Consider the following 24197-nt stretch of genomic DNA (forward strand, 5'->3'; position numbering starts at 1 on the left):
TTACTCGAAAGTAAAAAAGTAATTTTAAAGCTATTGTTGTTCCAACAGAACAACAATGAATTGACTGTGCCAAAATCAAGTAAACTTGATTCTGATTGGTCACTCAGTTCATTGATAAATCTTTTTTGATTATCATCAACGAGTGCCCACACAGATTGATAGGTTTATATTGTTAAAGAGCTTGCTTGGATGCTTATCTAAAAGCATTCAAAGCGGACGAACATTCTAGCGATATAACCTTAAGTGTCAAACACTTTATCGATTATTTCGTCTTACTGATTTGACCTACTGATTGGCTGCTGGTTGGGCTTGAACCCTTGCTGGCTGTGCCGTGTCAGTGAGGCAGCATTATAGGGAGAACGAAGATGAGTGCAAGCGGTTTTTAGAAAAAAGTACCTTCTGATAGCTCAAGTGAACAAAAAGACACCAAAGCGTTAAATATCGATTAATTAGCGACCTATTTCCCTCTCTAAATCTCCTTGTTATCACCAGAGCATTGAGGTGACACACTTCATATTGCGTGCTTTTCTTCGTCAATGAGAGCTCGCACTGAGGCAGTACAAAGAAGCATATTACTCATCACTATCGAAGAAATAAGAGATTCTAGAGCGTGGGTTAAGATAGTCTCGGATTTTATCCGGAAGTTTATGCGGAAGAATAGCATTAACAATTTTCAAATCTCGATCAGCTAAATCAATAATGGGCGCTTGGGTTCGCGGAACCGAAGGGTCGTAAATCAATACATTAGGATATAGTAAGTGGCTGGCGTTTACGGAGATGACTAACCCAACCATATTGTTAGAAAGCTGAACAACGGTTCCCGGAGGGAAAACGCCCATAAATTTAACCAATACGTTTAAGTTTTCGTTACTATATAAATGATTACAATGCTTATACATATAGGAAAGTGCAATATAAGGAATCTTCTGCTCTGCAACGATATTGGGATGACACAAATTATCAAATACATTCGCGACCGTAATGACCTGTGAAAGCTCATCAATAGCCGCTTCCTTTAAACCAAGCGGATACCCACTGCCGTCATTGAGTTCATGATGCTGTTCTATTACTCTCTTTGCACTTTCTGGAAAGCTATCGATATGACTCGCAATATCCAAACCATACTTAGTATGTAATTTGAGATAATTTTGTTCGGGCTCTGTCAGTGTTGTTTTCTTTCTAACAATCGCGGTGGGAACCTTAATTTTGCCTATATCATGAAACAGCGCAGCAAAAGCAAGTTCTTTGATTTTTTGAGCATCATACCCTTTCGCTTTTCCTATCATCATTGCAATGACCGAAACGTTGAGTGAATGAAAGTAGATGTCTTCAAACTCACTTTTGCCATTCATTAAATGCAGCGTAACGCTATCTTCACTCAGTAGCTTATCGACGATATCTTCAACCAAAATTGAAGCTTCATCTATCGCATCCTCTGGCCGATTGCGTATCTTGTTCATTACCGCACGCATACGGGATAGAGAACGCTCAAACTCTTTTTCACAGTTTAGAACTCGCCTACGATATGCGTTCAACTTTTCAATCCGTTTCTGCTTCTCTTCCCACAATTTTTCAGCCTCACTCTCCATCTCTGAAGATTCTTCTATGGCTTCCGGCTGCGTATTGACAGGTAAGGGTTGAGTATCGCTTTGCGCAGGATTGATATAAACATGTTGAATCCCCAAGTGTTTTATCAATTGAATCTGTTCTTGGGATTTAATCTTAAAGCTATTAAAAAGAAAGGGGTGTTCGTTCCACTTTACGGGCAACTTAATGTGCAGGCCAGGCTGCAATCTATCTACTGTGATTTTTATGCTTGCCACAATTTATATAACACCTTAAGTACTAAGTAGTTAATGAGTTTAAAAGAAGCCACTCAAAAGTTCATCAACTACATATTAGTAGTGTTGATATAAATGTGTATGGCTAGAAGCGAGAAATGTGCGCTGTTCAGTATAGAAGTATGTGAAGGCTATCAAAAGAGTCCCATTTATCTAAGATAGTGGACTATTATTTCGAGGACAAAAACAACAAAGCCCCGACTTTCGTCGAGGCTTTGTTGTTTAAATTATGGTACCGGTGGGCGGACTTGAACCGCCACTCCCGAAGGAAACGGATTTTGAATCCGTCGTGTCTACCAATTTCACCACACCGGCATCTTGGGCATTGCCCTTTGATGGTTGGCATTATACGTAAGAAAGTTATTGGCGCAATAACAAAATATTGAAATACAAATCGTTTGCCGATATTTTCACCACAAACCTTCAAGCTGTGCGTCTCTTCTCTTTTCAGATCCTCTTCGAGGCTATATGCTGCTGCAATTTCGCGAATACAAAAGATGTTTAGATATGATGAGTAACTCTATTTCTCTACCGCCTGCCGGATTACTACGCCGATTTGGTGCGCTCATTTACGATGCATTAATCATCATTGCTCTTGAGATGATGGCTGCTGGTGTTGTCGTTGCTATATTAGAAGCTCTCGTTGCGTTGAATGTGATGGGCTATGGCTCGTATGCAGATGTCAGCGACCTTCTCACTCGTCATCCCATTTGGAGCTATGTTTACACATTTTACCTTGCCGCTGTCTGGGTCTACTTCTTCGTCTTTTTCTGGACAAGAGCAGGCCAGACATTAGGGATGCGTGCTTGGCGACTTTTGATAATTAACGAACAAGATGGAAATTCAATCAGCGCCACGCAAGCTTTAATACGTTTGTTCACCTCAGGCTTTGGCTTGGCAAACCTCACCGTACCCTTTGATCAGCAAAAAAGAGGGTTCCAAGATATTTGGGCCAAAACGAAAGTAGTGGTACTTCCTAGAGTTAATTGAGTCGGAATAACAAAAAGGAAGGACAAACCTTCCTTTTTGTTGATAGTTCTTACCTGTCATTTTTAGAGTTTTCGTCTTAACAACATTACGGCAACGCTGAGAAATACCAAACTTGGTGCGACGGCACCAAACACTGGTGGGATACCATAAACAAGACTCAGTGGGCCGAAAAACTCACTGGAAATATAAAATGTAAAGCCTGCAATCACGCCTGACAAAATCCTTGCGCCCATAGTAACGCTGCGCAATGGCCCAAAAATAAACGATAATGCCATTAGCATCATCACAGCAATGGAAAAAGGTTGAGTGATTTTACGCCACAATGCCAGATCGTACCGTGAAGCATCTTGCTCCGACGTTTTTAAATAGCTGACATAATCGTACAAGCCACTCAGTGACAACTCTTCAGGTTTGACCGTGACGACTGCTAGTTTGTCTGGAGCTAATGAAGTCGTCCAACGATATTCAGGTAATGTTTGCTTTGTTATCAATACATCATCGCGCATGTCGGTGATTTGAACATTTTTCATTACCCATTGATTGTCTTTATCGTAATCCACCTCTTCGGCAAAAAGGATGTTTTGCAAACTCTTATTGTTATCAAAGCGCCACATATTTAAGCCATAGAGTTTGTTGTCATCAATTTTACCAATAAAGATAAAATCATTCACATCGCGTGCCCACACACCGCTGCGCACTGAAACAATACTACCGCCAGAGAGAGAAAAAGCGCGCAGATCTCGCGCCATCTTCTGCGCTTGGGGTGCTCCCCATTGGCCAAGCAAGGTGACAATGATCATTAATGGCACTGCGGTTTTTAATACCGACATACCGATATTAAGCTTAGAAAACCCCGCAGCTTGCATGACAACGAGCTCAGAACTTGATGCCAACATACCTAACCCAATCAACGCACCGAGTAAGGCGGCCATAGGAAAAAACATCTCGATATCACGAGGAATGCTCAACACCACAAACAGTAAAGCTTGCAGTAAATCGTAGCTTCCTTCCCCGACTTTTCTCAATTGCTCAACATATTTGATAATGCCGGACAAACCAACAAAGGTCGCCAGCACTAGCGAGGTTGTCGCAACAATAGTACGGCCAACGTATAAATCTAAAATCTTAAACACGCGTTATGCTGCCTTCTTTAGTCTTAGTTTATCTTTGAAGCGCCGCACTGGCACACTGTCCATGATATTCACTGAAATCGCCGCCAAAAGTAACGCAGCATTGATTGGCCACATACCGATCACCGTAGCAAGTGAGCCATCTTCAATGGCGGACTTGGTTGCGCTGATGGCCATAAAATAGGCCAAATAAATTAAGATTGCAGGTCCCATTTTCGCAAAGCGTCCTTGCCGAGGGTTAACCGCCGACAAAGGGACCACCAGCATGGTGAGTAACGGAATACAAATCACCAGAGAAATTCGCCATTGCAACTCAGCTTTCGCTCTTCGATCCGGGTTGGAAAGCAGATTGGATGTCGGTAACGCCTCCCAATCGCGTCCTTTGGGTTTAACTTCACGCTGTCCAATTAAACCTTCGTATTCGTCAAATTTTGTGATCATATAATCAACGCGTGTTGGCACGCCTTCATAGCGAATCCCGTCATACATGGTGATCATCTGACGGCCATCACTGAGCTCTTTAACATCACCAGAATTAGAGAACATCACACTTGGGAGTATCGAATCCTTTGGTGCAAGCTGCGCAACAAACACATTATGCAGTTTTTTGTTTTCAATATTTTCGATGAAAACTACTGAGGAACCATCTGGTGTGCGTTGAAATTGTCCTTTCTGTAGCAAATCAACACTATTTTCTGCTGCGAGCTGCTCCATTAATTGTGCTTCTTTGTCTTGGCTCCAAGGTGCCAACCAGAATGCGTTAAATGCTGCAGCACCTGAAGTGATCAAAGCCAAATAGAGCGCAGCACGGATCAAAAATTTATTGCCGATACCAGTGGCATTCATCACCGTAATTTCGCTTTCTGCGTACAAACGCCCAAAAGTCAGTAAGATGCCGATATACAAACTCAAAGGCAGCATTAATAACCCCATTGCGGGCATATTTAAACTCACAATAGATAAGATCATTCGTGCCGGAATGTCACCATCGGAAGCTTCAGCCAAAACACGAATAAATCGTTGGCTAAGAAACACGAGAAACAGTACGAAAAAGATCGCAAATTGGCTCTTGAGTGTCTCGCGGATCAAATATCTAACAATAATCACGCTGAAATTACCTATACAAAACTTGTTTTTTTGATTGAATCACTATAATTTCCCGTTGAACCTTTTATTTTTAAAATTTTCACTAACTGTTAGGCGTTCAATTAAAAGTAGATCCAAACTCGGATTCAACCACTAAGAGCGCATTATCTAACATTTAGTTCTATTTGTCTTCAGGATGTAGGAGTACGCATGGAGTTCAGTGTAAAAAGTGGCAGTCCAGAGAAACAACGTAGCGCATGTATCGTTGTTGGAGTGTTCGAACCACGCCGCCTTTCTCCAGTAGCAGAGCAGCTTGATAAAATCAGCGACGGCTATATTAGTTCACTACTTCGCCGTGGTGATCTCGAGGGTAAACCCGGCCAGATGCTACTGCTGCATCAAGTCCCTGGTGTTCTGTCTGAACGCGTTTTACTGGTAGGTTGTGGTAAAGAGCGCGAATTAGGCGAACGTCAGTACAAAGAAATCATTCAAAAAACCATCAGCACACTGAACGAAACGGGTTCAATGGAAGCCGTATGTTTTCTGACTGAACTACACGTTAAAGGCCGCGATACTTATTGGAAAGTACGCCAAGCGGTTGAAGCAACGAAAGATGGTCTGTACACCTTTGATCAATTCAAGAGCGTGAAACCTGAGACTCGCCGCCCACTGCGCAAACTTGTCTTTAACGTACCGACTCGCCGTGAGCTTAACTTAGGTGAGCGCGCGATTACACACGGCCTTGCGATTGCATCCGGTGTGAAAGCGTCGAAAGATCTCGGCAATATGCCACCCAACATTGCCAACCCAGCTTATCTTGCATCTCAAGCGCGCCGCTTAGCGGACGACTACGAGAGCGTCACCACCAAAATCATTGGTGAAGAAGAGATGGAAAAGTTGGGCATGACCTCTTATCTCGCCGTCGGTCGTGGCTCAAAAAATGAGTCGATGATGTCGGTCATTGAGTACAAAGGCAACCCAGATCCAGATGCAAAACCAATTGTGTTGGTGGGTAAAGGCCTAACGTTTGATTCCGGCGGTATTTCATTAAAACCAGGCGAAGGCATGGATGAAATGAAGTATGACATGTGCGGTGCGGCGTCAGTCTTTGGCGCAATGAAAGCATTGGCTAAATTGAAATTGCCATTAAATGTCGTGGGTATCTTAGCCGGTTGTGAAAACATGCCAGGCAGCAATGCCTATCGCCCTGGTGACATTCTCACGACTATGTCTGGCCAAACGGTTGAAGTACTCAATACCGATGCCGAAGGTCGCTTAGTTCTATGTGATGCACTCACTTACGTTGAGCGTTTTGAACCCGATTGCGTGGTAGATGTGGCAACACTAACTGGCGCTTGTGTGATTGCATTAGGTCACCACATCAGTGGCGTGGTTTCAAACCACAACCCATTAGCGCATGAATTGGTTAATGCTTCAGAACAAGCAAGCGATCGCGCATGGCGTCTACCAATGGCCGACGAGTACCATGAGCAGCTAAAGAGTCCATTTGCTGATATGGCAAACATCGGTGGTCGCCCTGGTGGTACGATTACCGCAGGCTGCTTCTTATCTAAATTTGCTAAGAAATATAACTGGGCGCATTTGGATATTGCTGGCACGGCATGGAAGTCAGGAGCAGCAAAAGGATCAACAGGTCGTCCCGTCTCATTGCTCGTCCAGTTCTTATTGAACCGCAGCGGCCAAGAGTCTGAGGAATAACCTCAAAATGTGAAAAGGGCCGCAAGGCCCTTTTTTGTTGATGAGCGATTAGATAGTAGGTGACAACATGCAGCGAGCCACCTTTTACATTGTGAACGAAGAAAGCCCTCAAGCAACGCAGGCAGGCTTTGAGCAATATATCCTATTTCTGGCTCATCACTTCGCCAAACAAGGGGCAAAAATTTATCTGCATTGTGATGATAAAACTCACGCTGAACAGTTTGCCGAACATTTATGGCAAGTGCCTGCAGAACAGTTTGTCGCGCACAATCTGGTGGGTGAAGGCCCGAAATACTCTACTCATATCGAGATTGGCTACCCCAACGTCAAACCCAATTGGAATCGTCAACTGGTAATAAATGTGGCGGATAATCATACAACCTTTGCGAACGCCTTTGCTGAGGTGGTAGACTTCGTCCCCTGCGAAGAAAAAGCAAAGCAACGAGCACGCGAAAGGTATAAAATCTACCGTCAAGCTGGCTACCAATTGCAAACAATCGAGATCCAACATCCATAGGTCAAACCTTATAGTTAAGGCGATCTTTAACAAGATCCTTCACTTATGAAGTTTGACTAAGATTAACCATTCACAGTATCCATTTAAGAGCACTATGGAAAAGACATATAACCCAACAGCAATCGAACAAGCTCTGTATCAGACTTGGGAAGAGAACGGCTACTTTAAGCCTCACGGTGATACATCAAAAGAAGCATACAGCATCATGATCCCACCGCCGAACGTCACTGGTAGCCTTCATATGGGTCACGCATTCCAAGACACCATTATGGATACTTTGATCCGCTGCGAACGCATGAAAGGCAAAAATACCTTATGGCAAGTGGGTACAGACCACGCCGGTATTGCTACCCAAATGGTGGTTGAACGTAAAATTGCTGCTGAAGAAGGCAAAACCAAGCATGACTACGGTCGCGAAGCGTTTATCGACAAAATTTGGGAATGGAAAGGCGAATCAGGTGGCACCATCACTAAACAGCTTCGCCGCCTTGGCGCATCGGTTGACTGGGATCGTGAACGATTCACTATGGATGCGGGCCTATCCAATGCCGTTCAAGAAGTGTTTGTTCGCCTTTACCAAGAAGATTTACTCTACCGTGGTAAACGTCTTGTGAACTGGGATCCAAAACTGCACACTGCAATTTCTGATCTAGAAGTAGAAAACAAAGACGTCAAAGGTCACATGTGGCACTTCCGTTACCCACTGGCTGACGGCGTAAAAACAGCAGACGGTAAAGACTACATTGTTGTTGCGACCACTCGTCCTGAAACCATGCTGGGTGACACAGGCGTAGCGGTTAACCCTGAAGATCCACGCTACCAAGCTCTGATCGGCAAAGAGATCATGTTGCCAATCGTCAATCGCCGCATTTCTATCGTAGGCGATGAGCACGCCGACATGGAAAAAGGCACAGGCTGTGTGAAGATCACCCCTGCTCACGACTTCAATGACTATGAAGTCGGTAAGCGCCACCAACTGCCGATGATCAACATTTTCACCTTTGATGCCAACATTCGTGACGCCGCCGAAGTGTTCAACACCAATGGTGAACCAAGTGACGCTTACAGCAGCGATCTACCTGCTAAATACCAAGGCATGGAGCGCTTTGCGGCACGTAAAGCCATCGTAGCTGAATTTGAAGCTCTCGGCCTGCTTGAAGAAATCAAAGATCACGACCTCACCATTCCTTACGGTGACCGTGGTGGTGTGGTTATCGAACCGATGCTGACCGACCAATGGTATGTACGCACAGCGCCACTAGCGGAAGTCGCAACCAAAGCCGTTGAAGATGGCGAGATTCAATTTGTGCCTAAGCAGTACGAAAACATGTACTTCTCATGGATGCGTGACGTGCAAGATTGGTGTATCTCACGCCAACTTTGGTGGGGTCATCGTATTCCTGCTTGGTATGACAACGACGGCAACGTTTATGTCGGCCGTAGCGAAGAAGAAGTGCGCGAACAAAACAACCTAGCCCCAGTGGTGGTACTGCGCCAAGATGATGATGTATTGGACACTTGGTTCTCGTCAGCACTGTGGACGTTTGGTACACAAGGCTGGCCAGAAAACACTGAGGCACTAAAAACATTCCACCCGTCTGACGTTCTTGTTACTGGTTTTGACATCATCTTCTTCTGGGTTGCACGCATGATCATGATGACCATGCACTTCTGTAAAGATGAGAATGGTAAACCACAAGTGCCATTTAAAACTGTTTATGTCACAGGCCTTATCCGTGATGAAAACGGCGACAAAATGTCAAAATCTAAAGGCAACGTGCTTGATCCTATCGACATGATCGATGGTATTGATCTTGAGTCTCTGGTTGAAAAACGTTGTGGCAACATGATGCAGCCACAGCTTGCAGCCAAGATCGAGAAAAATACACGTAAAACCTTTGAAAATGGTATCGAACCTTATGGAACCGACGCACTGCGTTTCACGCTAGCAGCGATGGCTTCAACCGGTCGTGATATCAACTGGGATATGAAACGCCTAGAAGGTTACCGCAACTTCTGTAACAAACTCTGGAACGCGAGCCGTTACGTGTTGATGAATACCGAAGATCTCGATTGTGGCTTTAACGCAGGTAGCGAGCTTGAGTATTCGTTAGCCGATAAATGGATCGAGTCTCAATTTGAATTGACGGCTAAAGAGTTCAACAACCATATCAACAACTTCCGTTTAGATATGGCGGCAAATACCCTTTACGAATTCATCTGGAACCAATTCTGCGACTGGTACTTAGAGCTGACTAAACCCGTATTGTGGAAAGGCAGTGAAGCGCAGCAACGCGCAACACGCCGTACATTAATTACGGTATTAGAGAAAACATTACGCCTCGCGCACCCAGTGATCCCGTATATCACTGAAACTATTTGGCAAAGCATTAAGCCATTAGTGGACGGCGTTGAAGGGGATACCATCATGCTGCAAGCGCTGCCTCAGTACGATGAAGCGAACTTCAACCAAGCAGCGCTGGATGATATCGAATGGGTGAAAGCCTTTATTACTAGCATTCGCAACCTACGTGCCGAGTACGATATCAACCCAGGTAAACCTCTTAACGTGATGTTAAAAGCCGCCAACAAGCAAGAAGTGGCACGTTTAGAAGCGAACAAAGCGGTACTGTTGTCACTGGCTAAACTGGAGGCACTACGCGTTCTTGAAGAGGGTGAAGAGACTCCCGCTTGTGCAACGGCGCTGGTTGGTCAATCTGAGCTGATGATCCCAATGGCTGGTTTGATTGATAAAGATGCGGAGCTAGAGCGCTTAGCAAAAGAGATTGCTAAAACTCAAGGCGAAATCAAACGCATTGAAGGCAAACTCAATAACCAAGGGTTCGTCGCTAAAGCACCCGAAGCCGTTGTCGCTATCGAGCGTCAAAAGCTGAATGGCTATCAAGATACCTTGGTTAAACTGGAAGAACAGAAAGCGACAATAGCCGCGCTATAATCGCGATTGCGTTACCATTAAAAAGGTCGGTGTGAAAATACCGACCTTTTTTATTTATTCACGCCATCAGCAGATACGATTTTTGTGCTCTCCACGCTCAAACGCGGCAATGTTATCCATCAAAATCGTTGCCAATTGTGAAATAGCGGAGTCACTACCCCATGCCACGTGTGGTGTGAGCAACAAATTTGGCAAATCCATATTGGCTAGTAAGGGATTTGTTTTATCCGCTGGCTCACGACTGAATACATCCACCCCAGCGCCAGCAATTTGCCCAGATTTCAATGCTGTCACAAGTGCTTGCTCATCAACCAAACCACCACGGCCTGCATTAATCAACAATGCATTAGGCTTCATCATCTTTAATTCGTTCTCACCTATCAGGTTTCGGGTTTGCTCGCTCAATGGGCAATGTAAGCTCACAACATCCGCCTCCGCTAACATTTGTTCAAAGGGCATAAAACCTTGTCGGCATAACTTTACCCCCTTTCGTTCAGCAAATATCACCTGCATGCCTATCGCTCGTGCCAACGTTGCGGTTGCCTGTCCGAGCGCGCCACTCCCGACTACACCAAGCGTTGAACCTGCAACATCCCCTATCGGATGAGTAAAAAAGCAAAATTGTTGATTGCGCTGCCACTCGTCATTGGCAATATCTTGATGATAAGCAAACAGGTTACGCCTTAAGGCATAAATCATCCCAACTACATGTTCCGGAACAGAACGGGTGGCGTAGCCTTGAACATTCACCAGTGCGATGCCTGCTTCACGGCAATAATCGACATCGACGTTATTGACGCCTGTGGCCGACACAGCAATCAAACGCAATTTCGAACATTGTGAGAGTAACGCTCTATCCAGCACCACTTTATTGGTGATTACGATATCGGCTTGAGATAGGCGATCGAGCGCTTGTTCGGCAGAAGTAAAGTCAAATTCAAGCCAATGATGAGCAAAAGGTAAGCTCGGCAATCGAATATAAGCAGGGATTGTGGCCCTATCGAGAAATACAACCGTGGGTAGTGACATATCAGCTCCTTGTCGCCACCCACATCACACTAAGGTCGGGGCAACGTTTTGTAATCTGGTAATTTTCGCTCAGGATCAAAGTGTTGCAAAATTTGCTCTTGTGCTTCGGGATAAAAGTCACAAGTAACAAAAAGGTTACGTAACCAATGGCTCTTTGGGTGATAAAAACTGAGCTCTGCGGCATGCAACGCTAAGCGATCGGAAAAATCTTGCGCTTCTTGCGGGGCATAAAACTCATCACCCACAATCGGATACCCCAAAGCTTGCATGTGAACACGTAATTGGTGCGAACGGCCAGTTACAGGAAGAAGACGTACAATTGTCGTTTTTTCTTCTCTTTTCGCTACTTGATATAAAGTTTTTGATGGTTTTCCATCTTCAAAGCAGACTTTCTGTTTAGGCCGATTTGGCCAATCGCAAATCAGGGGTAACTCAACCACCCCCTCGTCAAGTTCCATTACGCCCCACACGCGAGCGTAATAAATTTTATGCGTTAAACGGTATTGAAACTGCTTTTTCAATGCCCCTTCCGCGTATTTATTTTTTGCCAGCACCATCAAGCCAGAAGTCGACATATCCAAACGATGCACAACTTGGATCTCTGGATATTGCTCAGCCAAACGACTCCACATACTGTCGTGATGCTCAGGCAAGCGTCCTGGAACCGACAGCAGACCTGAAGGTTTATTCACCGCGAGAATCTGATCATCTTCATAGACAATATCAATCCAAGGATCTGTGGGCGGCGTGTATTCAAGCATAGCCATCGAAGGTTTCTCCTAAAAAAATCGGCGCATTATACCAACCTCTCCGCCAAGCCAATAGAGAAGAGTAATCTTAGTTTCGTTAAATCATGAAATCGTCAGTAAGTTAGCCTTGCTTAGAAATATCACTTGAAATGTAACTTAAAATTGACAGATTGACTGGGTGTGATATTGATTGATGAGCTTGACATTAAAGTCAGCTTCAAAAGCAAAAATTATAAATAACACAACATCAAGTCTAAGGAACAAGAATGGAACACAGCGTCCCTTATCAATCGGCCAAACGTTTAACCCTGCTACAACTGCTTCGTTCACTCGGGCCGGGCATTATGATGGCAGCAGCAGCCGTCGGCGGCTCTCATCTCGTCGCGTCAACTCAAGCAGGTGCAATTTATGGCTGGCAACTCGCAGGCCTCATTTTGCTAGTCAACTTATTAAAATACCCCTTTTTTAAGGCTGGCATTCAATACACCATGGGGACAGGCAAAAGTTTAGTACAAGGCTATGCTCATCTCGGGCGTGCTTACCTATGGGTTTTTGCCCTCTTAAGCGTGGTATCGGCCATTATAAACACCGCCGCGTTACTGCTGTTTAGCGCCAGCTTACTGGCCTATTTTGTCCCTTTTGAGCTGGGCAATATTGTTCTTTCCGTGATTGTACTGACCACTTGTTTGCTGATCCTTTTTGCAGGCCACTTTCGCGCGCTCGACTCACTTTCTAAAATGATTATGGCAGTACTGACAATCGCCACCTTACTCGCCGTGGTGATTGCCGTCGCAACCCCAGCGCAGATAGTGGTAGAAACCATTTCGCCTTCACCTTGGACACTCGCCGCGATCGGTTTTTTGGTGGTGACTATGGGCTGGATGCCCGCACCCATTGAGATTTCGAGCATCACTTCGGTGTGGCTCAAACGTCAATGCCAAGAGCAGCAAGTGACGCCGCAATCCGCACTATTTGATTTCAATGTGGGCTATATCGGTACTGCAATCTTGGCGATTGTATTTTTGTCGCTCGGTGCCTTAGTACTACACGGAACAGGCGTTGAGCTCTCGAAATCTGGCGTCGGCTTTTCGCATCAATTGGTCGGATTGTACGCTTCAACCATAGGTGAGTGGTCACGTTATTTAATTGCAGTGATCGCCTTTTTCTGTATTTTTGGCAGCACCATCACCGTCATTGATGGCTATTCACGAGTGATTGCAGAATCACAACGTCTTTTGCAAAACAAAGAGAGCCAAAGCCCACGTTGCTACCAAGCTTGGGTCATCGTGGTATCGGCTTTAGCGCTGGCCATCATTGCCTTTTGGGCTTCAGCACTGATGCCAATGCTGAATTTTGCGATGATCATGGCATTTATGACCACGCCAATTTTTGCGCTGCTCAACTATATTCTGGTGACTAAAACACCTTTACCGGCTGAACTCGCAGTAGGAAAAAAACTCAAAGCACTATCTATCGTAGGGCTTGTTTATCTGTTTGGCTTTTTAGCGCTGTTTATTTGGTGGAAGTGGCTTATGTAACAGCAGATAAAACAAAGGCCTTATGAAAAAGGCCTTTGTTGTTTTTAATGTCCGCCACAAGGGCCAATTAAAGGGATCAGTTATGCGTCACAACGATTAAACGCAACGAATCCAGTTGGAATTGCGCTTTACCGATGTAACCGCTTAACTCGTTAATCTGCTCTTCAATCGCGCTGATCTCTTCATCACGAATGTTCGGGTTGACTGCTTTAAGCGCCAATAAGCGCTCCAGTTCACCGTTTAAGCTCGACTGCATCTCTTTTTGCGCTTGTTCACGAATCGCTTCAACACGGCTCACAACTTGGCTTTCACTGGCAGCAATTAAGCTATGCACATCATTTTGTACCGACGTAACGAGCTTACTGGCCAAATGACGATTCACTGGACTTAATTGGCGGTTGAAGCTTTCAAACTCAACTTGAGCAGAGAGATCATTACCACGCGCATCCATCATCAAACGGATTGGTGTTTGAGGAAGGAAGCGGCTGATACCACTGCGTTTTGGCGCTTGTGCATCCACCACATAGATCAACTCAAGCAGCAAAGTCCCAACAGGCAAAGCTTTATTCTTCAACAAAGAAACCGCCGATGTTCCCACGCCTTCGCTCATCAGTAGGTCGATCCCGCCTTGAATCATCGGGTGTTCCCAACTGATGAAATTCATATCTTCACGCGATAATGCCGTATCACGATCAAACGTGATGGTCGCGCCTTCATACGGCAAACCGGGGTAGCTTGGCACCATCATGTGCTCTGATGGTGTGACCACCAGCGCGTTTTCACCCCGATCATCTTGGTTTAAACCGATCGCATCAAATAAGCTCAAAGCGAAAGTAACCAAGTTAGTATCGCCATCTGTTGATGCTATACTTTCGACGATTTTCAATGCTTTTTCGCCACCGTTCGAGTGCATTTCAAGCAGTCGGTCACGCCCTTGTTCAAGCTGAGCCTTCAACGTTTTGTTGAGCGTTGCTGACTGTTCAATGATCTCATCCAACGTATCGATATTTCCCGAAGCCAGCATGTCAATCAGATCATCGGCATATTTATCATACACAGCGCGGCCTGTTGGGCAGGTTTCAGCAAATGCATTCAAGCCTTCATCAAACCAACGCGCCAAAATCGCTTGCGATGTGCCTTTAAGGTACGGCACATGGATATCGATATCACGGTGTTGACCAATACGATCCAAACGGCCAATGCGTTGCTCTAAAAGATCTGGGTTAAACGGCAGATCAAACATCACCAACTGGTTAGCAAATTGGAAGTTACGCCCTTCAGAGCCGATTTCACTACAGATAAGCACTTGCGCGCCACCCTCTTCTTGTGCGAAATAAGCGGCGGCTTTATCACGTTCTAAAATCGACATACCTTCATGAAAAACGGTGGCGCGAATGCCTTCACGCTCACGCAGTGCTTGCTCCAGTTGTAACGCGGTGCTAGCGCGAGAAGCGATCACTAAAATCTTTTCGCTACGTTTTTCTTTCACTTTTTCAAGCAGCCAATTCACGCGAGAGTCAAACTGCCACCAGCTTGCATCATCGCCTTCAAACTCTTGGAAAATCTCTTCGGGATAGAGCATTTTCATCGCGCGAGCCTGAGCACTGAGCTTACCGCCGATCATGCCAGCCACTCGCATCGAGGTGGTATATTGCGCAGGGATTTCCATCGGCATCAAGTGCACATTACGCACAGGGAATCCTTTAATCGCAGCGCGGGTGTTTCTAAACAGCACGCGGCCTGTGCCATGGCGATCCATCAGATTATCAATCAGCTCTTGGCGAGCAGAGGCTTTGCTCTCTTCATCGGCATCGCTTTCAATAATGCGAAACAGCGGCTCAACATCTTGCTCTGAAAGTAGCTCAGTGATTTGGTTTTTGGCTTCGTTTTGCAACTTCTCACCCGAAAACAAGGCACTGACTGAATCGGCTACGGGCGCATATTGCTCTTCTTCTTCAACGAACGCCTCGTAATCGTAAAAACGATCGGGATCGAGCAAACGCAAACGCGCAAAGTGGCTTTCACGGCCCAATTGCTCCGGCGTTGCCGTTAGCAGCAATACCGCTGGGGTGTTTTGCGCTAGCCCTTCGACCACTTGATATTCGCGGCTTGGTTTATCTTGGCTCCATTCTAGATGGTGCGCTTCATCCACCACCAATAGATCCCACTCCGCCTCAAGTGCTTGTTCAAAACGTTGACGACTTTTACGCAGAAAATCGAGCGAACAAAGCACATATTGCTGAGTATCAAAAGGGTTGTGTGCTTCAGCGAACGCTTCAACACAGCGCTCCTCATCAAAAATGGAGAAATGAAGATTAAAGCGACGCATCATCTCCACCAACCATTGGTGCTGCAAGGTTTCCGGCACCACAATCAAAATACGTTCCGCGCGACCAGAAAGCACTTGTTGATGAATGATCATCCCCGCTTCAATGGTTTTACCTAACCCCACTTCATCGGCTAATAACACTCGGGGCGCATGGCGACGGCCAACCTCATGTGCGATATAAAGCTGATGAGGAATCAGGCCCGCGCGCATGCCACATAAACCACGCATTGGGCTTTTGTGTTGTTGATATTGGTTAGTCAGGGCGCGATAACGCAACACAAAATTATCCATGCGATCAATTTGACCTGCGAACAATTTATCTTGCGGTTTGTTGAAACGGATTTGGTGGCTTAAGAAAATTTCACGTAGCGCCACGCCGCTTTCATCGTTGTCTTCGCGCGTACCGAGATAAGTGAGTAGTCCTTGTTCTTCAACAACTTGCTCAACGCGTAGCGACCAGCCTTCTTGGCTTTCAACCACATCGCCGCTATTGAACGTCACTCGTGTTACCGGGGCGTCACTGCGTGCATAAACGCGGTTTTCTTCTGATGCAGCAAACATCAAGGTCACAGTACGCGCATCAAGCGCTACCACAGTACCTAAACCAAGATCACTTTCTGTATCGCTTATCCAGCGTTGCCCCAAAGCAAAACTCATGAATCGACTACCTTATTTATTTGGAATGGATTGTATCGATCTGCTACCACGTGAAGGCAACTCCTAATTATGATTGTTGTTGGAGTGTGGTGCAGAAAAAGGTCGCTAATCTTACTTGATGGCGTGATACAGGTCACGTGTAAAGCGAAGGATAACCAAGATTTTTTTCTTCAACTTTTGGTTGACATCAAACTGTAAGAAATCGGTGGCATTTGTAGTAAACAAGGTTGCTATACTTGTTGTAACGATGCTTGCTTTGCCAGCCAAAAGGATGACTCTGGCACGAAGCATGCAGACCAAACAGACAATGAGTATCAACACAGGCTTGCAGTAAGTCATCGAGCAATCGAGTCACTACCGGCATCCATTGATCGATAACCTCTACTTGCTAGCACCTTTTGTTAAGCACGCTGCACAGCAGCAAGGAGACGCTTATGGGCGATACCGATCGGAAACTGTTTGTACTTGATACCAACATCCTGCTTCATGAACCTTTAGCCATTTACTCCTTCCAAGAGCATGACGTGGTCATCCCGATGACCGTTCTTGAAGAACTTGACCGGATCAAAGACAGCAAACGCGATGTTGCACGAGATGCGCGGGTCGCTATTCGTGCTTTAGAGCACTTATTCCACGATGCCACCCCAGACGAAATTACCGAAGGTATTCCATTTTCTAAAGAGGCCAGCAAGACGGGAACTATCTCGATCCTTGCCGACTTTGAGTTGCAAGAAACCGTCAAAGCCTTTGCTGACAAAGCTGGCGACAACCGTATCCTCAACGCTGTACTTTACCTGCAAGCGAAACGAGCGCCACGTTCTGTGGTTCTCATCACCAAAGACATCAACATGCGATTGCGCGCTAAAGGTGCAGGCGTGCGCTATGTTGAGGATTACCGCACTGACCAATTGATTGATGATGTGCAGTACCTGACCAAAGGCTTCCAAGTTCGTGAAGGAAATTTTTGGAACAACGTCGATGAAGTTGAGAGTAGAACCGTCGGCGGAAAAGCCTTCCATACGTTAGATAAAGCGCCGTTTGATCCGACCTTTATTAATCAATATGTCATTGATGAAGAAAGCGATTTTGCGGCGCGCGTGCATGAAATCAACGCAGAAAAAATTACGCTGCTTGATATTGGCCGCGAGAGAATGATGCACCGCAAAGCGTGGGACATCACCCCGAAAAATATCTACCAAGCGATGGCTCTTGATGCCTTGCTTGATCCAAGCATTGATTTGGTAATTTTAACCGGAGCCGCTGGTAGCGGGAAAACGCTGCTCGCTATGGCCGCCGCTCTTGAACAAACCATTGAGAAGAAGATGTTCGATAAGATTATCGTCACCCGTAACACGCCAGATATCGGAGAATCGATCGGCTTCTTACCCGGAACAGAGGAAGAGAAAATGATGCCGTGGCTGGCGGCGGTTACGGATACATTGGAAGCCTTGCACAAAAACGATCACTGCACCGAAGGTTCACTCAAATACATCTGCGATAAAGCCAATATCCAGTTTAAATCGATCAACTTTATGCGTGGGCGCTCAATCCAAAATGCCTTTGTGCTACTCGATGAGTGTCAAAATTTAACCGCTTCTCAAATCAAAACTATCATCACGCGCTGTGGTGAGGGCACTAAAATTGTCTGTTCTGGTAACTTAGCGCAGATTGATTCCCACTACTTAACCCCGGTGACCTCGGGTTTGACCTACATGGTTGAGCGCTTTAAAAACTTTGAAGGCAGCGCCAACATTCACTTAAACGGCGTTGTTCGCAGCCGCTTGGCCGAATTCGCTGAAGAGAATTTATAGTCACATTAGACGAGATATTATTAATATCTCGTCTTTATTTTAAAATAATTATTCACAAATTTAGCATTTATATGTTTTACTAAGGCCATTCATCATTCACCGTTTAGGACTGGGATATGGCTTTCAATTTACGCAACCGCAACTTTCTCAAACTGCTCGATTTCACGCCGAAAGAGATCCAATTTCTGCTCGATCTCTCTGCTGATCTCAAAAAAGCGAAATACGCCGGATCAGAACAGAAAAGATTAGCGGGTAAAAATATTGCGCTGATTTTTGAGAAAGCCTCAACACGGACGCGATGTGCATTTGAAGTGGCCGCGTTTGATCAAGGCGCTCAAGTCTCTTACATCGGGCCATCAGGGTCGCAAATTGGTCATAAAGAGTCGATGAAAGACACCGCGCGCGTACTCGGAAGAATGTACGATGGCATCCAATATCGCGGTTTTGGACAAGAAATTGTCGAAGAGCTTGGCGCACATGCTGGCGTTCCTGTATGGAACGGGCTCACCAACGAGTTCCACCCAACACAGATTTTAGCTGACTTTTTAACCATGATTGAGCATGGCCGTGGTAAACAGTTGCACCAAGTGTCACTGGCTTATCTAGGCGATGCACGCAATAACATGGGCAATTCACTGATGGTGGGCGCAGCAAAAATGGGCATGGATATTCGCCTCGTCGCACCCAAACAGTTTTGGCCAGAAGCGTCACTTGTCACCACTTGCCAAGAAATTGCCAAGCAGACGGGAGCCAAAATCACGCTCACTGAAAATGTACAAGAAGGCGTGCAAGGATGCGATTTTCTCTATACCGACGTTTGGGTTTCTATGGGCGAATCAGCCGATGCATGGGATGAACGCGTGGCCTTAATGACGCCTTACCAAATCAATATGAATGTGATTAAGCAAACTGGTAATCCACAGGTAAAATTTATGCACTGCTTGCCTGCGTTTCATAACGACGAAACCACCGTAGGCAAAGAGGTGGCGGAAAAATATGGTATGAAAGGTTTGGAAGTCACCGAAGAGGTGTTTGAGTCTGAATATTCGATTGTGTTTGATGAAGCTGAAAACCGCATGCACACCATCAAAGCTGTGATGGTCGCGACTCTCGGCGCTTAAAAAACAAGGCAACAATGGATCGAAGCCCGATGAACTTACATGAGTAAGTGATTCGGGTGAGTGAAAGCAGCTAACGCCGCGACAGTGCCAATGATGAAGAGGATTGCGAGGTAATCGCTTGCGATCACACAATGAAAGCGTATAATTCCCAGCAATTTGTCTGAGGGGTAGCCATGAAAACGGACGTTGTTATTCACATCTACAACGCAATTCGATTCAATGTAGGTCAGCGTGCTGACTTACTGGGCGCGTTATTTTTCCCCTCTCTTGATTTTTAAAGCCTCCCTATTGGGGGGCTTTTTTATGGCTACTAGAAAATTATAGGGAAGACGACCATGGTGAATTCGCTTTATCAAAAGCACATTATTTCGATTCCGGAGCTCTCTCGTGACGAGCTGGAATTGATTGTGAAAACCGCAGGCCAACTCAAAGCGGAACCAAAACCAGAGCTGATTAAGCACAAAGTGGTAGCAAGCTGCTTTTTTGAGCCGTCGACTCGTACTCGTTTGTCTTTTGAAACCGCTATTCAACGCATCGGCGGCAGCGTGATTGGCTTTGATAATGGTGGCAATACGTCACTGGCGAAAAAAGGCGAAACACTGGCCGATTCAGTACAAGTGATCTCCTCTTATGTGGATGCGTTTGTGATGCGCCACCCCCAAGAAGGCGCAGCGCGTTTAGCCTCTGAATTTTCAAACGGCGTTCCTGTGATTAACGCTGGCGACGGCGCTAACCAGCACCCAACCCAAACACTGCTTGATTTGTTCACCATTGCCGAAACACAAGACCGTTTAGATAACATTAATATCGCCTTTGTTGGCGACTTGAAATATGGCCGAACCGTCCATTCTTTAACCCAAGCTTTGGCTAAATTTAACCACATTCGCTTTTTCTTTGTTGCGCCGGATGCGCTGGCTATGCCTGACTATATTTGCGAAGAGTTAGATGATGTAGGCATTGAGTACAGCCTGCACACCGATATGGAAAGCGTTATTCCACAGTTAGATATTCTGTATATGACGCGCGTCCAAAAAGAGCGCTTTGATGAATCAGAGTACGCGCACATTAAATCGGCGTACATTTTGACAGCCGCCATGCTTGAAGGTGCGCGCGATAACTTAAAAGTGCTACATCCGCTTCCGCGCGTGGATGAAATCACCGTTGATGTGGACAAAACGAAGCACGCTTACTTCTTCCAACAAGCAGAAAACGGGGTCTACGCCCGTGAAGCTTTGCTGGCGCTTGTGTTAAACGAAACCCTGTAATAAAGGAGCCCCAACCATGACTAAAGAGACTCAATTGCAGGTTGAAGCCATTAAAAACGGCACGGTTATCGACCACATTCCTGCACAAATCGGTATTAAAGTATTAAAGTTATTCGATATGCACAATTCTCATCAACGTGTCACGATTGGCTTAAATTTACCCTCTTCCGCGCTGGGCGCAAAAGATCTGCTGAAGATTGAAAATGTGTTCATTAATGAAGCCCAAGCCAATAAATTAGCACTTTATGCACCGCATGCGACTGTCAACCAAATCGAAAACTACCAAGTGGTGAAAAAGCTAGCGTTGACACTGCCTGAGCAGATCAATGATGTTTTTGCCTGCCCAAACAGCAACTGTATTTCCCACAATGAACCGGTCGAAAGCAGCTTTAAGGTTTTCGAAAAGAAAAACGATATTCGTTTGAAATGTAAGTATTGTGAGAAAGTTTACTCACGTGAGATTGTGACCGAACGCGAGTCATAATTAACCCCGTTTAAGTCTATCGATGCCTCACTTTAGTGGGGCATTTTGCACTTTACCTGCCGTTTCTTTAAAGGCAAACTGACGCCTACCCTTCACATAAAAACAGATGGAACACAATCATGACTAAAGTACTTCATACCGAATCCGCTCCTGCCGCAATTGGCCCTTATGTACAAGGTGTCGATCTTGGCAATATGGTGCTAACTTCAGGGCAAATTCCAGTCAACCCAGTCACCGGCGAAGTGTCAGCAGATATCGCAGTGCAGGCTCGTCAATCTCTCGACAACGTAAAAGCCGTGGTGGAGTCTTCTGGCTTAACGGTTTCTGACATCGTAAAAATGACTGTATTTGTTAAAGATCTGAATGATTTTGGTACGGTGAATGAAGTCTACGGTAAATTTTTTGATGAGCATAACGTGGCAAACTACCCTGCGCGTTCATGCGTAGAAGTCGCTCGCTTACCTAAAGATGTGGGTATTGAAATTGAAGCGATTGCGGTACGTAAGTAAGCATTGCTCATAATCAGCACAGTGTAAGCACCACCAGCATGCCACTCTGACGTGAATGTGCTTTTTCAAACCTCGAACCCCGTTCGAGGTTTTTGTTTAATCCAAAAAATCAATTTTTACACCTCACACTTGCTACTTTAGGGTTAGTCACCAACACTTATCATACTTTTGAACCGTTCGAGGTAGTGAGATGCAAGGGATTATCTATACCGTTCTTTCTGATTTAGTCATCGAAAAATTTGGCGCACTGTTTTGGGATCAAATGCTCGAGGATTTAAAACCTAGCTCTCAAGGCATCTACACCGCTGGAGAGCAATACTCCGATGACGAACTGCTTGCAATGGTGGCTTATTTGAGCGAGCAGAAAAACATCCCCACCGATGATTTAGTCCGGCTTTATGGGCAATACCTATTTTCTCGCCTGTACAACAGCCTTCCTGAAAATTATCCAAATAAAAACAACTTATTAGAGTTTTTGATTTCGGTCGATCAAGTGATCCATAAAGAAGTGAAGCGGCTCTACCCTGATGCCTATTTGCCGCAATTTCAATGTAAAAGCGAGGGCGATCGATTAACCATGTATTACACCTCGAAAAGAAAATTGTGCGCTGCGGCGGAAGGACTCATCATCGGCGCTTCAGAACAATTTGGTGAAGAAGTCGAAATCGAGCAGCCCCAATGCATGCATCATGGTGCTTCATTTTGTGAAATTGTTGTCACCTTTAAGGGTAAACATGAGTGAAATAGAGCAATACCAACGCATTTATGAGCGTGAGCGTCAGGCTCGTTTGCTGGCAGAGCGGTTACTGCAAGAAAAAAGCCGCGAGCTCTACGATAAAATTTTAGAGCTGCAAGAGACTCTAGATCAACTTCATAGCGCGCAAGCACAGCTTGTACAATCAGAAAAAATGGCCTCCGTCGGTCTGCTGGCGGCTGGCGTTGCTCACGAGATCAATAACCCAATCGGTTTTTGTCTGAGTAATTTAAATACGCTGCGTGATTACTCTCACGCCTATATAGGAATTGTCGCTTTGGTAGCCCAGCACAAAGCCGAAATTGCTAACACGGATTTTTACCGCAATTATCAAGATTATTATCAACGCCATGATATTGGTTTTGTCGAAAGTGATTTAACTGACATGCTTCAAGAGACTTCGGGTGGATTGCTCCGCGTAAAAGACATTGTCACTAGCCTACAAAGCGTTTCTCACTCCAGTGATGGCCGATTTGTCGAGTGTGAGTTAAATTCGTGTATTGAATCAACACTACACATGGTCTGGAACCAATTTAAATATACGATGGAGATCGAGCAGCGATTGGATGAGGCTTTGCCGAAAATCAATGGGATATCAGCAGAGCTACAGCAAGTGTTTATGAACCTATTTATTAACGCCTCTCACGCTTGCGAAGCACAAGGAAAGTTAACGATTAGCACAGATTCTGTGGTCGAAAAAGGGAAACGCTGGGTGAGGGTGACAGTGGCAGATAATGGGCATGGCATGAATCAAGACATCATCAACAAGGTGTTTGATCCTTTCTTCACCACCAAACCTGTCGGCGTAGGGACGGGTTTGGGTTTATCGATTTCATACAGTATTGTTGAAAAGCATGGTGGGAAAATGCAGGTCGAATCTGAAGTGGAACAAGGCACCACCTTCATACTTCTTTTTCCCACCATTTAGTAAAGCAGTTACTGACTGCGTGATGTGAGCTGCTTACCATCAAGCATCGCGACCTCTTCATCCAGCTGCGCTAATTTGGCCATCATCTGCTCACGGCATAATGTCGCTAATTCCCGTAAATTTTCTTTTCCATATCCTTCAATACTGATCGGTGGCAGCATCTCAACAATCACATGACCATTGTCCCAACGGTTCAGCTTAATATCATTAGTTGAGCTACAAACGATAGGGATAATCGGTACACCTGCGCCAATTGCCGCATGAAATGCACCCATTTTAAAGGGCAACATGCCACGGCCACGCGAGCGAGTACCTTCTGGAAACATCCACACAGACACATCACTGGTTTTTATGCTATCGACAACTTGATCAATGGTGCCTTTGGCTTTGTTGCGATTGGATCTATCAATTAAAATATTCCCTGCTAACCAATACAACTGACCAAACACAGGTGTCCAAACTAAACTTTTTTTCCCTACTGTCACGACTTTCGGCGTTACCGCCGCAGCAACAGTACACAGATCACAGTTATTTTGATGATTAGCAATGTAGATGTGCTGGCCGCGTTGATAAGCATCTTCTGGGATACGCAGTTCTAATTTAATACCCATCAATTTTGACATACGGGCGAATAAACGCCCAAACGTAAATACATGTTTTGGATTGCGTGGACTAAGTAAGCAGTAACCACATCCAAAAACAAACATCACAATGGCAAACAGTGCGACTGCCAATAGACGCAAAAGAGCAATCATTTCAGTTCTCCATGGAACAAAGATAAAAA

General features: G+C 45.3%; 19 protein-coding genes and 1 tRNA gene. 12 read left to right on the forward strand and 8 right to left on the reverse strand.

The features are described 5' to 3' along the window. Positions 1-572: 572 nt before the first annotated feature. Both AACQ21_RS08225 and AACQ21_RS08230 read right to left on the reverse strand, forming a co-directional pair. Positions 573-1823: an HD-GYP domain-containing protein gene (locus AACQ21_RS08225; RefSeq protein ID WP_017045406.1), complete on the reverse strand. Its 1251-nt coding sequence runs from the start codon at positions 1821-1823 to the stop codon at positions 573-575. Between the two features lie 248 nt (positions 1824-2071). Continuing rightward, positions 2072-2156, reverse strand: a tRNA-Leu gene (locus AACQ21_RS08230). 153 nt (positions 2157-2309) lie between these two features. On the opposite strand from AACQ21_RS08230, the gene AACQ21_RS08235 reads away from it, so the two are divergent. Continuing rightward, complete coding sequence (locus AACQ21_RS08235; RefSeq protein ID WP_105977596.1) at positions 2310-2831, forward strand: RDD family protein; 522 nt, start codon at positions 2310-2312, stop codon at positions 2829-2831. A 62-nt stretch (positions 2832-2893) separates the two neighbouring features. Here AACQ21_RS08235 and lptG read toward each other — a convergent pair whose 3' ends face one another. Beyond that, a complete protein-coding gene (gene lptG / locus AACQ21_RS08240; protein WP_013855998.1) occupies positions 2894-3964 on the reverse strand; it encodes an LPS export ABC transporter permease LptG in 1071 nt (356 codons plus the stop codon). A 3-nt stretch (positions 3965-3967) separates the two neighbouring features. Further along, entirely contained in the window at positions 3968-5068 is a 1101-nt protein-coding gene (gene lptF, locus AACQ21_RS08245) for an LPS export ABC transporter permease LptF (protein ID WP_013855997.1), read from the reverse strand. A gap of 189 nt (positions 5069-5257) precedes the next feature. Here lptF and pepA point away from each other — a divergent pair, with 189 nt between their 5' ends. The 3 genes from pepA to AACQ21_RS08260 all read left to right on the forward strand — a co-directional run bounded on the left by pepA (position 5258) and on the right by AACQ21_RS08260 (position 10239). Beyond that, positions 5258-6766 (forward strand): leucyl aminopeptidase, encoded by a 1509-nt coding sequence (pepA, locus tag AACQ21_RS08250; protein ID WP_010318842.1) that lies wholly within the window; start codon positions 5258-5260, stop codon positions 6764-6766. Between the two features lie 67 nt (positions 6767-6833). Continuing rightward, complete coding sequence (locus AACQ21_RS08255; RefSeq protein ID WP_013855996.1) at positions 6834-7283, forward strand: DNA polymerase III subunit chi; 450 nt, start codon at positions 6834-6836, stop codon at positions 7281-7283. Positions 7284-7377: 94 nt separating this feature from the next. Continuing rightward, complete coding sequence (locus AACQ21_RS08260) at positions 7378-10239, forward strand: valine--tRNA ligase (protein WP_047691075.1); 2862 nt, start codon at positions 7378-7380, stop codon at positions 10237-10239. Positions 10240-10305: 66 nt separating this feature from the next. On the opposite strand, the gene AACQ21_RS08265 is transcribed toward AACQ21_RS08260, so the two are convergent. Both AACQ21_RS08265 and AACQ21_RS08270 read right to left on the reverse strand, forming a co-directional pair. Further along, on the reverse strand, positions 10306-11268 hold the full coding sequence (locus tag AACQ21_RS08265; RefSeq protein WP_105977597.1) for a D-2-hydroxyacid dehydrogenase: 963 nt from the start codon (positions 11266-11268) through the stop codon (positions 10306-10308). 29 nt (positions 11269-11297) lie between these two features. Then, positions 11298-12035 (reverse strand): RluA family pseudouridine synthase, encoded by a 738-nt coding sequence (locus AACQ21_RS08270; RefSeq protein WP_105977598.1) that lies wholly within the window; start codon positions 12033-12035, stop codon positions 11298-11300. Positions 12036-12283: 248 nt separating this feature from the next. On the opposite strand from AACQ21_RS08270, the gene AACQ21_RS08275 reads away from it, so the two are divergent. Next, entirely contained in the window at positions 12284-13555 is a 1272-nt protein-coding gene (locus AACQ21_RS08275; RefSeq protein WP_105977599.1) for an NRAMP family divalent metal transporter, read from the forward strand. 76 nt (positions 13556-13631) lie between these two features. On the opposite strand, the gene rapA is transcribed toward AACQ21_RS08275, so the two are convergent. Further along, positions 13632-16541 (reverse strand): RNA polymerase-associated protein RapA, encoded by a 2910-nt coding sequence (gene rapA, locus AACQ21_RS08280; RefSeq protein ID WP_013855992.1) that lies wholly within the window; start codon positions 16539-16541, stop codon positions 13632-13634. Between the two features lie 434 nt (positions 16542-16975). Here rapA and AACQ21_RS08285 point away from each other — a divergent pair, with 434 nt between their 5' ends. The 7 genes from AACQ21_RS08285 to AACQ21_RS08315 all read left to right on the forward strand — a co-directional run bounded on the left by AACQ21_RS08285 (position 16976) and on the right by AACQ21_RS08315 (position 23413). After that, entirely contained in the window at positions 16976-18352 is a 1377-nt protein-coding gene (locus tag AACQ21_RS08285) for a PhoH family protein (protein WP_088729158.1), read from the forward strand. A 116-nt stretch (positions 18353-18468) separates the two neighbouring features. After that, positions 18469-19473 carry an ornithine carbamoyltransferase gene (gene argF / locus AACQ21_RS08290; RefSeq protein ID WP_013855990.1) on the forward strand — a complete coding sequence of 335 codons (1005 nt, stop codon included), beginning with the start codon at positions 18469-18471 and terminating at the stop codon, positions 19471-19473. A gap of 335 nt (positions 19474-19808) precedes the next feature. Beyond that, positions 19809-20738, forward strand: a complete 930-nt coding sequence (gene pyrB, locus AACQ21_RS08295) for an aspartate carbamoyltransferase (RefSeq protein WP_081245156.1) — start codon at positions 19809-19811, stop codon at positions 20736-20738. 16 nt (positions 20739-20754) lie between these two features. Then, positions 20755-21222, forward strand: coding sequence for an aspartate carbamoyltransferase regulatory subunit (gene pyrI / locus AACQ21_RS08300; RefSeq protein WP_010318833.1), 468 nt, complete (start codon positions 20755-20757; stop codon positions 21220-21222). Positions 21223-21341: 119 nt separating this feature from the next. Continuing rightward, positions 21342-21731 carry a RidA family protein gene (locus AACQ21_RS08305; RefSeq protein WP_013855986.1) on the forward strand — a complete coding sequence of 130 codons (390 nt, stop codon included), beginning with the start codon at positions 21342-21344 and terminating at the stop codon, positions 21729-21731. 190 nt (positions 21732-21921) lie between these two features. Next, a complete protein-coding gene (locus AACQ21_RS08310; protein ID WP_013855985.1) occupies positions 21922-22473 on the forward strand; it encodes a heme NO-binding domain-containing protein in 552 nt (183 codons plus the stop codon). Next, positions 22466-23413 (forward strand): sensor histidine kinase, encoded by a 948-nt coding sequence (locus AACQ21_RS08315; RefSeq protein ID WP_105977600.1) that lies wholly within the window; start codon positions 22466-22468, stop codon positions 23411-23413. The genes AACQ21_RS08310 and AACQ21_RS08315 overlap by 8 nt, the downstream gene beginning before the upstream one ends. Before the next feature lie 8 nt (positions 23414-23421). On the opposite strand, the gene AACQ21_RS08320 is transcribed toward AACQ21_RS08315, so the two are convergent. Then, a complete protein-coding gene (locus tag AACQ21_RS08320) occupies positions 23422-24168 on the reverse strand; it encodes a 1-acylglycerol-3-phosphate O-acyltransferase (protein ID WP_105977601.1) in 747 nt (248 codons plus the stop codon). Positions 24169-24197: the final 29 nt, after the last annotated feature.

It is taken from the genome of Vibrio sp. V01_P9A10T6 (assembly GCF_963877065.1).
Classification (GTDB): Bacteria; Pseudomonadota; Gammaproteobacteria; order Enterobacterales; family Vibrionaceae; genus Vibrio; species Vibrio anguillarum.